The sequence below is a fragment of the Candidatus Moraniibacteriota bacterium genome, assembly GCA_016699875.1.
Taxonomy (GTDB): domain Bacteria; phylum Patescibacteriota; class Minisyncoccia; order Moranbacterales; family UBA1568.
Genome location: CP064989.1, coordinates 288400 through 301698, shown reverse-complemented (window position 1 = coordinate 301698; position 13299 = coordinate 288400). Strand labels below are relative to the sequence as shown.

Below are 13299 nucleotides of genomic sequence, written 5' to 3'. Positions count from 1 at the left end.
AATCGAAGAGTGGAGTAGATATTGGAGTAGTACCTGTTTTCTTGTGTGGAGGTGTATGAAATGAGTGTGGCAGACTGGGCGTTCGTTGTTGATGTTGTGCATCGGTTGCGCGATATACTCGAGCTGTCTATCGGAGAGGTAATTATCTTGCAACGGGCGATTCAGGGGAGGTTTCGCGGATTTGGCAATTATTTTGAGGAGGTAAGTGCTGCTATTTACAAGAGCTCCTTAAGTGATGAAAGAAAGATCAAATTCGGGATATTCTACGCGATGTTATTGGGAGTGTCTCATGATTTTTCACTTTGAGTCCTCATTTCCGCAAGGTTCTGAGGGCTTTTTTTATTGTCGAAATTTACTTGAAAGAAACTTGCTTCTCTGGTAGGCTGTCGATACGGTGGTATTTCACCGATCTTTTCTGCGTCTGGACAGAACGAGGCGGTGTCTGATACTATTTGCCAGGGTAGCTCAGTTGGTTAGAGCACGGGACTCATAAGCCCGGGGTCGAGAGTTCGAATCTCTCCCCTGGTACTCGCGAAGCAGATATTATATTGGGGGCGTAGCTCAGTTGGTTAGAGCGTCTGCCTGTCACGCAGAAGGTCGCCGGTTCGAGCCCGGTCGTCCCCGCCAGTCCGAACACGAAGCCCTTTCGAGCACTCTGTCGAAGGGCTTTTCGTATTGTAGGGGTATCTCTCAAATCTTTTCTTACGGCTGATTTTGATAGTAGGTGGAAAAAATGTGGGTTCTGGGTGAACCTTTCCGTGCTATTATTCCCAACAATGGGCGCTTTGTACTTGAATTCGAAACTATGGAACATCAACTCATTGCTTTCTTGCGGAGAACGTATCAACCTCATGTGATTGCGCTCGCCGGGTCGCGCACGGACACAACAGCGACGGAGACAAGCGATTGGGATCTTTTTCTGTTCGGAGAGAAAAAATATCCGAGCGAGATCATTGACTGGAATGGACATGAACTTGATCTTACTTTTCACGAATGGCCGAAACCGGAAGGGTGGGTCTTTACGAATCCCTACGCTCCCATCTGGCCGGTCAAGATTCTTTTTGATGATACTCAAGGAAAGTTTGAAGCAGCTATGGAACGGACACAACATGTCTTTGATCAAGGTCCTCAAGTGGCTTACCAGGCAGGTTGTAAGGATCGAAAAAATAAACTTCGTCGCTGGTTGGAGAAACTGGAGAAGTATCAAGATAATCCGGCGGTTCAGTTTTACTATGCCGGCATCGCCTACGAAGCCCTGATCCGTGTCTGGTTTGAGAATCGAAATTCCTGGTCACTTTCTCCGGTCAAGGCGCTTCCTTTTATCCGAGACCACGATTCAGAATTCTGGAAACTTTTGAAACAATTCTCCGAGACAAGAATCGAATATGCGGGAATAGCGAGAAAGATGGTCGGGTTGTTATGAATGTCTCTTCAATTTCTCGTGGATAAGCAATGCTGTCGGAAATACTATTCTCGCTCAAATGGTAGGTATTGGCTGTAGTTAAATCGAAAGATTGTGCCAATCCATAGTTCTAAAATCGTCCCGCAGTCCCCGCCAGTCCGAACACGAAGCCCTTTCGAGCACTCTGTCGAAGGGCTTTTCGTGTTCTTGTTCGATTCTTGCTTTACTTGTGTGAAAGACTGATGGTAGTATCTTGATATGAAATCAGCGCCTCTCTTACCTGCCAAACTCTACCTCGGAAAAGAGGTCGAGGCGGTTATTGATCGTCCGTTCGGGAGTAAACATCCGAAGCATGGCTTTGTCTATGAAGTGAACTATGGATATATTCCCGATACGAAAGCTCCCGACGGGGAAGAATTGGATGCCTATGTTCTCGGTGTTGAAAAACCTATCGAATCTTTCAAGGGGAAATGTATTGCCATTATTCACCGCCTGAACGATGATGATGACAAGTTGGTGGTGGTTCCGAAATCGAGCGAGGATATGTCTGACGAAGAAATTCGAAAGGCGACACACTTCCAGGAACAGTTTTTCCGGTCGGAAATAGTTCGGACATGATGCTATGCAAGGAGTGGGGTGAAGGGGGGCGAATTTTTACTGTATGAACATTGAATACGAAGCAACATTTCCAGATGTGGATAAGGATGATGTTCGTGAGCGGCTCAGATTGTCGGGCGCTCTTTTGGTGCGGCCGGAATATGTACAGAAAAGGAAGACGTTTCACCTGCCAAAGGAAAAACGATCAGAGAATGCGTGGCTTCGTGTGCGCGACGAGGGAAACAAGATAACCATGAGTCTCAAGACCGTGGATGGTGATACTATTACCGATCAGAAAGAAATATGTCTTTCGGTGAACGACTTCTCGTTCGCCTGTGAGCTTCTGGGTATGATTGGCTGTAAAGAGAAATCATATCAGGTGACAAAGCGAGAACTATGGAAGCTCGATGGAGTGGAGATCACCATAGATGAATGGCCATTTCTCGAGCCGTTTATTGAAGTGGAGGGCGACTCGGAGGAATCGGTGAAGCATGTTTCAGAAGAACTCGGACTCAATTATTCCGAAGCGCTTTTCTGTGCGGTCGGAACGCTATATCAGCGTAAATACGGCGTAACGCTTGATGAAATAAACAACCAAACGCCGCGTCTTGATTTTGATGGACCAAATCCATTTGCTTCGTAAATGAAGTCACGTTTATGAAACTTTTGGATTTGAAGCGAGATATTCGGGAATGTGGTTCGAAAGATCGGGCACGGGTGAATGCGCGGTTTTTCAAGACAGGGAAGGGTGAATACGGTGAGGGGGATCGATTTCTTGGGCTGACAATGATGGATCAACGGGCACTCGTGAAGGCATATCGGGATCTCGGGTATCCGGATATCGAGAAACTTTTGGAAAGTTCGTGGCACGAAGAGCGGATGATCGGACTCTTGATGCTCGTGCTTCGGTATGAAAAGGCAAGTAATGAGGTAGAGCGGCGAGAGGTTTTTGACTTCTACATCACGCATCGATCGGCGGTGAACAATTGGGATTTGGTAGATGTGACGACGCCGAATATTGTCGGGGATTTTTTGTCTCACGGTAAAGATCGAAAGATTCTTTTTGCCTGGGCTCATTCGGAGAATCTTTGGGAGCGGCGGATGGCGATTCTTGCAACGTTTCGATTTATACGCAATGGGGATTTCCGCGATACATTTTCTCTTGCGACAATTTTCATTCATGATGAGCATGATTTGATGCACAAAGCTACCGGATGGATGCTTCGCGAAGTAGGAAAGCGGGACGAAACAGTGCTAACTCGATTTCTTGAGCAATATGCGGATCGCATGCCGCGGACGATGCTTCGCTATTCGATCGAGAAATTCCCTCCTGAGAAACGACAGTATTTTTTGAAGAAAACACGATTCTGATTTCAAAAGCGAGAAACAAAAAAAACAGCCCTACGAAGACTGTCTTTTTGTTGGAGAGAAAGAAATCTTCGCTGGGGTGACTAGAGGGAATCGAACCCTCGTTGATGGTTCCACAAACCACTGTCCTACCATTGAACGATAGTCACCCCGCCGAAGACTTCCGGAGGGTATTTTTTGTTTCTTTGTGCCCCCGGTAGGAATCGAACCTACATCACAGGCTTAGAAGTCCCATGCTCTATCCATTGAGCTACAGGGGCAGGGACGCTAGTAGGCTATCGGGGCCTATGCCACTTGTGTTTATGTGCGCGCAGAGGGATTCGAACCCCCGACCGTTTGGTTAAGAGCCAACTGCTCTACCAGCTGAGCTATGCGCGCATTCTGTGTCCGCAAACAACACCTTCTCCTCGCAGGAGAAGTATTGGAATCCTAGCAAAGTGTGGGCGCTTCGTCAACGCGGGAGTGTGCCTGTTTTGACATAGGTGACCCATTGTTTTTCGGACCAGTCTCTCGGTTTTTCAGTGTAGGTCTCTGTGCCGGGGTGCGGGTATTTGTTTGGAGAGTCGTAGGAGCTTCGGAAGGAATCATTGATCATAGTTGATCCGTCGGCAGCAAGCACGGTTTGAGTAAAGATGGTTTTCATGGCGCCATCCGAGGAGCGTTCGAGGATGTGCGGGCCGTCTATGGAAACACTTCGTCCGTCCGGCGTGCCGTAGAATCGGAAAACGAGCTCGCTTCCCTCGATGGCAACCTGGAGGAGGATGTGTCCCAGCGTGTTGTTCATAAATCGGAAATCCGGTTTGGGGACGTATATGGTGGCGTCCATGCCGTAGGGTTTGTAGTAGCTTACCGGGTAGGCATGGTTGCGACGTTCGGTGATTTTTTGTCCGGTATTGAGTGCGGCACGAAAGAGTGTTGTTGAAACTTGGCAGATGCCGCCGCCGAATTCCGGCGTGGTTTGTCCTCGCTTGATGACGAGTTCGGGCAGATACCCATGTTCGCCATCGACCTCGCCAAGGCGTTTCACGAACGAGAAATCCTCTCCGGGCGCAATGAGAGCTCCCTGGAATTGTTCCATGGCGCGCTTAATGTTGAAAATGCGATTTTTTGGTGATCCGGCAAAACTCGTCCGTCCTTCGCCGAGGAATTGTGTGATACCAAGACGATCGGCATCGGTCGAGGTGATTTTTGGTGAAAGGGTGACCATTGGTATGGTGACTAACGCCGATTCGCTGTGAGATGTGGCGAGCGCGTTCCGTATTGATTGTGTGCCGGTCTCGACATCAATTTCGGATCCATCTCGGCTCGGAGCAAAAGCGGAAACGGTATTGTTTTCTCTAACCGTGAAAACAGCGTCGATTGGATTGTCGCGAGTTTCCGATTGCAGTTGTTCCAAGAATTGACGGATCGATTCGTCATTGAGAATAAATGTTGTTTTGGAGCGAACGGAGAATCTCTGTTGCTCTGTGAGAAAGAAATCGCAAAAGAACGCATCCCATGGGCAGCGTGTCGGAGATATAACTTCAGTCGTTATTCCCGGTTGAAATTGAAGCGAATTTATTGGACTTACCCATGAGTCAATTGTGTCGCGGGAGACGGCTCTCTCGTTATTTCCCCAAGAGATCAAGAGTGATTCAGGGATCGGAATGAGAGAGGTTGTCTCAGCACTCGCATTCTTCGGTTGCAAAAAAAGAACTCCTCCGAAACAGAGTAGGAATATGTATGACAGTGACAGTATTCTTATGGACATAACTGGCGAATCTTTGTCGGGCAGAGAAACCCGGCTTGCCAAAAAACAAGCCGGGCCTTCGGGGTTCAATATCGGAGAAAGCACTAGAACCCTCGTACTTGAATTCGCTTGATTCTTGTCGTGTCGGCTTTCGGGAGGCGAATTGAAAGTATGCCGTTCTTGAGTGATGCCTCTGCTTTGTCGGACACAATGTCTACCGGGAGAAGAATGGATCGGGAAAAAGGACCCCAATAGCATTCTTGGTAGTAGTAGTTTCCATCGGGCACGCTTTCTTCGTTTTTTCGTTCGCCCTTGATGGTTACCATGTCGTTATTGATAGCAACATCAAGATCTTCGGGTTTGACACCGGCAATGGTTGACTTGATTACGATGGCATCATCCGTCTGGTAGACATCGATGGTGAGCTGTCCCTCGGCATCGTCTTGCGCGATAGTATCGTTCTGACCTCCCATTGCGGGATTTTCCCAGCGGGATTCTTCCGGGATAGCCGCGTGTGCCATATGTGGAGTCTCGGGTGCGCCGTAGGTTTCGACGAACTCCTCTGTTGACTCTTCAAAAACAGGAACTTGAGACGTTGGCTCGCCGACGGAGCGTGCCCCGGTGAGTCGTTCGAAGAAAGACTGTTTTGTTTTTGTCATAGATTTATTTTCGATCGGAATTATCAATGGGACACAATACGTATAGTATATCGAAATCGGGAAAATTCGCAAGAAGGGAATGAGCGTGCTGAAGGACTAGGAGAACTGTCCAAAGAGTATGGGCGCGAGGAGTATGTTATACATGGCGTGGATGATACATGCAAAAAGAAAGAGAATGAGGAAGATGCTGACTGGGCGGTTCCTGACATGGGAGAACCAGGCGGCACCGAGTATGCCTCCGGTTACGATGTGGAGCAACGTACTGCTGATAGTGCCAAATACGAGCGAGCTACTGGTGGCGTTGTCTGCGGAGAAGAGTATCTTGATACATGTTTCAAAGAGGGCGAAACCGAAGCCGACCAGCAAGCCTTTGAATATCGCATTTCGGAAAAACGGCATCGTCTCACGTGCAATGCCGCGAAGCGAAAGACACTTCAGGCTCTCTTCGAGGAATGCAATGAGAGCAAGCGAGAGTGGTTCCGGTGCGAATGTGTTTGAGAGAGGGGAAGTGAAATTCGGGGCGAGAAAAAACGTGCTCAGTAGAATTTCGATGAGGAGAACAGCCATACCGGCGAGCCATCCGCGGACCAAGGCGTAAATCATAGAAGGTCTTTAAGGGCGGATTGTATATCAACTCGCCTCTGTTCCTGTTCTCGGAGTTGTGCCCGAGTATTTTCAATGAGTTCCGCCGGCGCTTTTTCGAGAAAAGATTCGTTCTTGAGACGGGTATCGGTATTCTTGATATATCTTTCGATCTGCGTCAATTCTTTTTCGAGACGCTCTTTCTCCTTTTTGAGGTCAACGTGCGTTTCAAAAACCATTGATATATGGGTTTCGCCAACCATCATTTGTACTGTGTGCGCCCGTAGCTTCGGCGCTTCTTTGTTGAAATCAATCGAATTGACACGGGCGCACTGCTCTATGATATGTCTATTTCGCTGCAGGAATATCCCGCGTTTGCCGGTGATGATAACGTCGACGGATTGTTTCGGAGGAATGCGGTTTTCGGATCGGGAATTCCGAATGGCAGTAATGATATCAATGATATGCGAGAATGCACGGCTCTGCTTTTTGAGTTCGGGTGATTCGTCGCGAGCTTCCGGCCAGCGAGCGATCATGAGCAGGGAATCTTTTTCAAAATTTTCCCAGAGTGTTTCAGTAACGAATGGCATGAACGGATGCCAGAGTTTCAAAAGTGTTTCGAAAACATATCGGAGTATCTCGTTATTCTTTTCCACTTTGTGAATTTCCACATACCAGTCGGCAAATTCATTCCAGGTGAAATCGCGAAGTGTCTCTCCGGCGAGCGAAAACTGGTATTTCTCAATGAGTCGGGTTACCTCTCGAACGGTTTTATCGAGTTGGAAAAGAATCCAGTGATCGGCATCTGATTTGCCTTCTATTTTCAATCTTCCGTTTTCCGCATTTGTAGTTGGTGTCGGCTTTTTATTGTCTGCTTCTTGTTGCAGGACATAACGCCCGATATTCCAGAGTTTATTGGCGAAGTTTCGGAAGCTGGCGATTCTTTCTTCGCCGAGGCGAATGTCGTTTCCTGGTGTCCCGCCGATCACGAGGGAGAGTCGCACAGCATCGGTACCATACTTTGCCGAGACATCAAGCGGATTGATAACATTTCCGATTGATTTCGACATTTTCCGACCTTGCTCATCCTTTACAAGTCCATGAAGATAGGCTGTTTTGAAAGGCGCTTCGCCAAGAAGGTACTCGGACATGAGTATCATGCGCGCCACCCAAAAGAAAAGGATATCGCAACCGGTTTCGAGGACAGATGTCGGATGATAGATTTTTTCTTGCTCCCACTTCTTTTCATCCGAACCCCACCCGAGCGTCGAAAATGTCCAGAGTCCGGATGAAAACCAGGTGTCGAGCGTATCAGGGTCTTGTGAAAAATGATCCTTTGATTCGTAACCATTGCCGCAGTTTGGACACCAAAAAAGATCGTTTTTTCCTCGGGAGATTTCTTCTCCGATAAAAGCTGGTCTGTAGAAAAAGTTTTTTCCGTAGTCATCACATGCTTGGCAAGTATCGTGATACCACACCGGAATCCGGTGGCCGTACCAGATTTGGCGGGAGATGCACCAGTCGCGCAGGTGATCGATCCAGTGGAAGTAGGTCTTCTTGAAGCGTTCGGGAATGATATTTACGTCGCCGGAGCGGACGGCATTTTGCATGAGGGATTTGAGCGTTGTGCTTTTTCCGTTACGGTTGAATTCCTTATTGACGTCGATGAACCACTGTTCTTTGATTTGCGGCTCGATAATACCTCCGCCGCGACTGTTTATAGCGACATTGTGAATGTAGTTTTCGTCTGTTTTCGTGACGAGTCCCTTTGCTCGGAGTTTCTCAACGATCTTCGTCCGTGCTTCGGAAATATCCATACCGGCAAATTCGCCGGCAATATCGAGGAGTTTGCCGTCATAGCCGATAACTTGTTCCTTCTCGAGGTTGTGTCGCTCGGCGATATCGAAGTCGGTCGCGTCGTGCCATGGCGTTATTGTCATGGCGCCGGTACCGAAATTCATGTCGATTGCTTCGTCTTTGATGAGGGTGGCGGTGATAGTGCCGTTTATCCATTCGATATTTTCTATTTTTTGTCCATGTTGGTAGGCGGCATAGCGTTCGTCATCCGGATGCACGACAACGTATTTGTCGCCGAATTTTGTTTCGGGACGAGCGGTGCCGATTACAAAGGGACCGTACTGTAAGTAATAGAACGGCGCTTTCTCTTCGCGCCGGTCTACTTCGTCATCGGACACGGTGGTTTGAAATTTCGGATCCCAGTTGACGATGCGCGGACCGCGATAGATGATGCCGTCTTCAAACATCCTGCGGAAAGCTTCGTTTACGGCGCGATTCCGTGCCTCATCAAGTGTGTAGGCTTCTCGACTCCAATCGAGCGAAGCGCCCATTTTTTTGCATTGATTGACGATCGTGTCGTGAGAATCTTGCGCGAATTTCCTGACACGGTCGAGGAAAACTTCGCGCCCGAGATCATGGCGGGTTTTCTGCTCCTCGTTCCAGAGTATGCGCTCGACTTTCTCTTGGGTTGCGATGGCGGCATGATCGGTACCGGGGAGCCACAGCGTCCGATCGCCCCGCATTCGATGGTAGCGCACCATAATATCCTCAATCGCGAGCATAGCGGCGTGCCCCAGATGAAGCGTGCCGGTTACATTGGGCGGCGGAAGGACAATAGAGAATGGCGTCGCATCGGGAGGTGTCACCTCTTTTTCGATGCAGGTATCCGGATTGAAAAAACCGCTCTTTTCCCAGGTCTGATAGACGGTATCTTCGTAGTCTCTCGGCTCGTAGGTCTTGGGTATTTCCTGTTTCATATGGGAAAATAGTATCATTGAAGGGGGCATATTTCAAGGTAGTATCTGATTTGCAATGCCTTCGTGGTTGAGGTGCTGCAGGCACTCTGGCACAGTGCTTGCGCATGGATTCTTCTCTTGAAGCGCTCTCTTTGTGCTATACTTCTCGGTGTAAACGTATGCAATTCTTATCTATTTCTTAATTTATGGATTCTTCGAAGAGCGGCTTCGAATCAAATGCGGAATCGTCGGAGAGGTCTATTGATCGTGCGGCGACCACCTCTTTTAGTGCTTTATCGAAATGGGCATTGTGGCCGTTCTCCTCTGGGAAGCGGTTTATGCAGTTTATGACGGTATTTGCGTTTGTCGCGGGCAGTGTTGTTGGGGTTGTTCTGGTGATGAGTCGGAATGCGCAAAATAGATCGGCAGCTTCCGGATTGCCGCTTCCGCCACCTCCGCCACCACCACCTACGTCGATCTACACGCCTGTGGCGCCGACAGGACTTTCGGCTGTTCCGGTATCTACATCCGAGATCGACCTCTCGTGGGCGGCAAATACGGATATGGAAATTGTGAAGTATGTGGTGTATCGAGATGGGAAAAATGTCGCAGAGGTTTCTTCCGGGACGTCATATGCCGATAAATCGTTGAGTGCAAATACTTCTTATGCATATACGGTGTCAGCAGCGGGGACGTTGGGATTGGAAAGTGCTCAATCGAGCGAAGTGTCCGTAAAGACACTTGACGTTGTTTCTGAAAATGATACGACGCCGCCATCGGTTCCAACGAATCTTTCTGGTTCGACGATTTCCGCAACAGAAATTTCCCTTTCGTGGACGGCTTCAACGGACGATGTTGGAGTGATGGGATATAAGATATACCGATGTTCCGGACGGAAATGTGTTCCTACGACAGAGATTTCGACGAGTTCGACTGCAGCTTTCTCTGATGCTGGCCTTTCGCCGAAGACGTCGTATAGTTATCGGGTCAAGGCGATGGATGCTGCCGGGAATGAGTCCGGATTTTCTTCAACGGCGAGTGCTTCCACGTCAAATGCCGGTGGGAAGAGCCGATAGTGCCTTAACTCGAGCTTTCGTTTTGGATGGAATAAAGAAGCAGCAGCAATGCATAGTTGTTGCTGCTTTCTTTTTCCTTTAGCAATGTCTTCAGGAAGGAGGGTGATAGCAGATATATGTGGCGTTAAAAGGGTGTAATAGCAGATGTGCTGCCTATAATCTTACGCCGATACTGCAGAGTTTCATGTTGGGATCAGCTCGGAGTGTTCTCCATAGTGTAGTCGTCCGGCTCTTTTCTGTGTCTGATAGGCAGTCCCATCGGAAGACTGCTGCCGCGCCGATCATCGCGGCGTTGTCGAGGGAATATTTGAAAGGTGGCATGAGGAAGCACGTATCTGGAAAATCGTGCCCAATCATCTCGCCCATGCGGTGGCGAAGCTCGATGTTTGCTGAGACGCCACCTGCTATGATGGCAGTTTCAGGATGGTATTCCGCGAGGGCGCGGCGAGTTTTCTCGATGAGGACATCGAGCGCGGACTCTTGGAATTCGAAGCAGACAGCATTGATGAAGTTCTCCATCTGTTTTTGTGTCTCGTGTTTCTTCAGAAAGTAGAGCACCGCAGTTTTGAGTCCGGAAAAAGAGAATCGGTAGTCACCACTTTCCTTCATTGGGCGCGGGAAAGAAAAATTTGCCGAATTGTGCGATGAGAATGCGGCGCTTCTTCGGAATGCATCCGCTCTCTTGGCGATTTCGGGACCGCCCGGGTAGGGAAGATCGAGCATCTTCGCGACTTTGTCGAAGGCTTCGCCGACAGCATCATCTTCCGTCTCACCGAGAATGTCATAGGTGAAATGATCGCGCATGAATACGAGTTCGGTGTGTCCTCCGGATACAACCAGAGCAAGAAGAGGGAAGGAATTTTTTGACTCCCCATTCCCGACTTCTGACTCTTGGTAGCTCTTTCTATTGTGTGGGTTTCCGGTTGCCGGCTGTTCTTCTTTGATGAAATTTGCGTAGATGTGCCCCTCGATGTGGTGGATGGGAAGAAGAGGTTTCCGCCAGAGATAGGCAAGGGACTTTGCTGCCGTGACGCCGATCTGAAGAGCGGGCGCGAGTCCGGGTCCTGCGGTGACGGCGATAGCCGCTATATCTTTCATAGAAGCGGATGCTTCTCGGAGAGCTGACTCAATGACAGGGACAATGTTCTTCGTATGTTCGCGTGCTGCAAGATTGGGAACGACGCCGCCGAATGGTGCATGGAGCGCAATCTGCGATGAGACGACACTTGAGAGTACGCGCACGGCGTCGCCAGACTTCTCGACAACTGCCGCTGCGGTTTCATCACACGAAGTTTCGATCGCGAGGATCATAGAAAGTAGTCCCAAGGGGAGTCGAACCCCTCTTTTCAGGATGAAAACCTGATGTCCTAACCGATAGACGATGGGACCAGATTATTCGCTGATTCTCTCAAAAAGTTCTCGTTTCTTAAAGCTGTTCTTCTTGAGTTCTAGCTCTCTTTTTCTGGCGAGTTTCTTTGTTGTGTAGGCTTCATAATATTCGAGTGCAAAAGGAATGAGGTGTTGAATGGATTTGGTTTTTCCTTGATTGTGTTCAAGAAGTCGCTTCCTTAGATTTTCAGTGGAACCAATATATCGATAGGGTTTCTTGGCGCTTTTGAGTATATATGTGTAGTACATAGAAATCCTCCGCGACCCCTCTTCCTAGGATGCCAGCCAGAGGCTGGTCAGTCTTTGACTGAAAAACCTGATGTCCTAACCGATAGACGATGGGACCGGAAGACAAAAACAAAAGCCGATCGGCTTTCTGGGATTGTAGCACAAAAAGGCGGCGATGCAAGGGTTACTCAGTAGTTTCGAGCTCGTTTGCGTGGCAGATCTTGGCGTAGTATCTCGCGCTTTCGCGAACGGTTCGGTTTTGTGTTGTGCGGTCGACAGCGATGAGTCCGAAGCATGGCCAGAAGCCCTTGTCCCATTCGAAGTTGTCAAGAAGCGACCAGTGGAGATAACCTTTGATTTCGGCGCCGTCTTCTATTGCGCGGTGGACGGATGCGAGTGCGCGCGTCAGAAACTCTTGCCGGAGTGTGTCGCTTCGGTCGGCGAGGCCGTTTTCGGTGATATAAATGGGCTTGCCGTATGGTTTCAACTCCGTGAGTGCTTGGTAAATAGACTCGGGATAAAATTCCCAGCCGATATCGGTTCGGCGCTCATTGGGGTTTTTGTAGAGCCCATTATCGATCACGCATCGCCCGTAGTGATTTAATCCGACGAAATCTTGCGTGTCTTTGACGCGATTGAGAAACCACTTGTTCCAAAAATAGTGAGCGAATAGCTTGAGTGTTCGGTTAACGAACGTGTTTCTCTTGAGTTCGAATGACAGCTGGTGCTTGGCGATGCCGATGTGCGCGTTTGGATTGTGTTGTTTGATGGCGGAGTACGTGCTTCGATGCGCTTTGATGAGTGCGAAGTTGGCGCGGATATACTTTAGAAGCCCTCTTTCTTGCGGTGGCCACTGAGCTTTTATATAGGCGTGTCCGGTGACGACGTCCGGTTCGTTGAGGGTAATCCAAAAAGTTACATCGTTTCCAAGTGCGATTGCAACCTTTTTGGCATAGCGGGCGAAGTATTCCGGAAACTTTGGCGCGAGCATCCCGCCCTGCTCTCTGAGCCAGAGGGGCAGTGTCCAGTGCCAGAGAGTGACGAATGGCTCGATGTTCCTTGCTCGAAGCGCGCGGACAACTGTTTGATAATGGACTATTTCTTCCTCATTCCACACCCCCTCCTGTGGCTCGACGCGCGACCACTCGATGGAGAACCGGGAGGCGGTGTGGCCGAGTTCTTTGGCAATATCGAAGTCTTCTTCATAGCGATGATAGTGATCGACAGCGACTCCGGAAATATAGTTCTCGGGGCGCGCGGCTTCCGTGCCGAACTTCTCGGTCCAGCCGGGGAGATGTCCGAATTCAGAAGTGGATTTCTTGGCGAGGCGGCTGGCATTTTGTGCTTCCCACTCTGACCAATCATTCGTATTGCCACCTTCTACCTGATGCGATGCGGTCGCTGCGCCCCAGAGGAATCCCTCGGGAAATTGCCGAATCATATTGACAAAACTATGAAAAAGGTGTATATAGATATGACGCTTGCCGGAATGGTTCCAGTATAGCGGAGCAGTACC

General features: G+C 49.1%; 13 protein-coding genes and 6 tRNA genes. 8 read left to right on the top strand and 11 right to left on the bottom strand.

Annotation, left to right across the window (positions count from 1 at the left end; genetic code table 11):
- Positions 1-60: 60 nt before the first annotated feature.
- The 7 genes from IPK84_01500 (at position 61) to IPK84_01470 (ending at position 3370) form a co-directional block, all read left to right on the top strand.
- A complete protein-coding gene (locus IPK84_01500) occupies positions 61-306 on the top strand; it encodes a hypothetical protein (protein ID QQS16020.1) in 246 nt (81 codons plus the stop codon).
- A gap of 148 nt (positions 307-454) precedes the next feature.
- A tRNA-Met gene (locus tag IPK84_01495) sits at positions 455-528 on the top strand.
- A 22-nt stretch (positions 529-550) separates the two neighbouring features.
- A tRNA-Asp gene (locus IPK84_01490) sits at positions 551-627 on the top strand.
- 178 nt (positions 628-805) lie between these two features.
- A complete protein-coding gene (locus IPK84_01485) occupies positions 806-1423 on the top strand; it encodes a nucleotidyltransferase domain-containing protein (GenBank protein QQS16019.1) in 618 nt (205 codons plus the stop codon).
- Between the two features lie 237 nt (positions 1424-1660).
- Positions 1661-2020, top strand: a complete 360-nt coding sequence (locus IPK84_01480; protein QQS16018.1) for an inorganic diphosphatase — start codon at positions 1661-1663, stop codon at positions 2018-2020.
- A gap of 43 nt (positions 2021-2063) precedes the next feature.
- A complete protein-coding gene (locus IPK84_01475) occupies positions 2064-2642 on the top strand; it encodes a CYTH domain-containing protein (protein QQS16017.1) in 579 nt (192 codons plus the stop codon).
- A gap of 14 nt (positions 2643-2656) precedes the next feature.
- Complete coding sequence (locus IPK84_01470; protein ID QQS16016.1) at positions 2657-3370, top strand: DNA alkylation repair protein; 714 nt, start codon at positions 2657-2659, stop codon at positions 3368-3370.
- A gap of 72 nt (positions 3371-3442) precedes the next feature.
- On the opposite strand, the gene IPK84_01465 is transcribed toward IPK84_01470, so the two are convergent.
- From IPK84_01465 to IPK84_01435, 7 genes are all read right to left on the bottom strand, one after another.
- Positions 3443-3516: transfer RNA gene (locus tag IPK84_01465), tRNA-His, on the bottom strand.
- Positions 3517-3555: 39 nt separating this feature from the next.
- Positions 3556-3627, bottom strand: a tRNA-Arg gene (locus IPK84_01460).
- 45 nt (positions 3628-3672) lie between these two features.
- A tRNA-Lys gene (locus tag IPK84_01455) sits at positions 3673-3745 on the bottom strand.
- A 73-nt stretch (positions 3746-3818) separates the two neighbouring features.
- Entirely contained in the window at positions 3819-5054 is a 1236-nt protein-coding gene (locus IPK84_01450; GenBank protein ID QQS16015.1) for a VanW family protein, read from the bottom strand.
- 146 nt (positions 5055-5200) lie between these two features.
- Positions 5201-5755 (bottom strand): Hsp20/alpha crystallin family protein, encoded by a 555-nt coding sequence (locus tag IPK84_01445; protein QQS16014.1) that lies wholly within the window; start codon positions 5753-5755, stop codon positions 5201-5203.
- A 96-nt stretch (positions 5756-5851) separates the two neighbouring features.
- The gene (locus tag IPK84_01440) at positions 5852-6358 is read right to left on the bottom strand and encodes a PrsW family intramembrane metalloprotease (GenBank protein ID QQS16013.1); all 507 of its coding nucleotides are present in this window, start codon (positions 6356-6358) and stop codon (positions 5852-5854) included.
- Positions 6355-9111 carry a valine--tRNA ligase gene (locus IPK84_01435; GenBank protein QQS16012.1) on the bottom strand — a complete coding sequence of 919 codons (2757 nt, stop codon included), beginning with the start codon at positions 9109-9111 and terminating at the stop codon, positions 6355-6357. The genes IPK84_01440 and IPK84_01435 overlap by 4 nt, the downstream gene beginning before the upstream one ends.
- Positions 9112-9296: 185 nt before the next feature.
- On the opposite strand from IPK84_01435, the gene IPK84_01430 reads away from it, so the two are divergent.
- The gene (locus IPK84_01430) at positions 9297-10166 is read left to right on the top strand and encodes a fibronectin type III domain-containing protein (protein ID QQS16011.1); all 870 of its coding nucleotides are present in this window, start codon (positions 9297-9299) and stop codon (positions 10164-10166) included.
- Positions 10167-10319: 153 nt separating this feature from the next.
- On the opposite strand, the gene tsaD is transcribed toward IPK84_01430, so the two are convergent.
- The 4 genes from tsaD to IPK84_01410 form a co-directional block, all read right to left on the bottom strand.
- The gene (gene tsaD, locus IPK84_01425) at positions 10320-11477 is read right to left on the bottom strand and encodes a tRNA (adenosine(37)-N6)-threonylcarbamoyltransferase complex transferase subunit TsaD (protein QQS16010.1); all 1158 of its coding nucleotides are present in this window, start codon (positions 11475-11477) and stop codon (positions 10320-10322) included.
- A 6-nt stretch (positions 11478-11483) separates the two neighbouring features.
- Positions 11484-11555, bottom strand: a tRNA-Glu gene (locus IPK84_01420).
- 3 nt (positions 11556-11558) lie between these two features.
- Positions 11559-11804: a GIY-YIG nuclease family protein gene (locus tag IPK84_01415; GenBank protein ID QQS16009.1), complete on the bottom strand. Its 246-nt coding sequence runs from the start codon at positions 11802-11804 to the stop codon at positions 11559-11561.
- A 163-nt stretch (positions 11805-11967) separates the two neighbouring features.
- Entirely contained in the window at positions 11968-13224 is a 1257-nt protein-coding gene (locus tag IPK84_01410; protein ID QQS16008.1) for a glycoside hydrolase family 1 protein, read from the bottom strand.
- Positions 13225-13299: the final 75 nt, after the last annotated feature.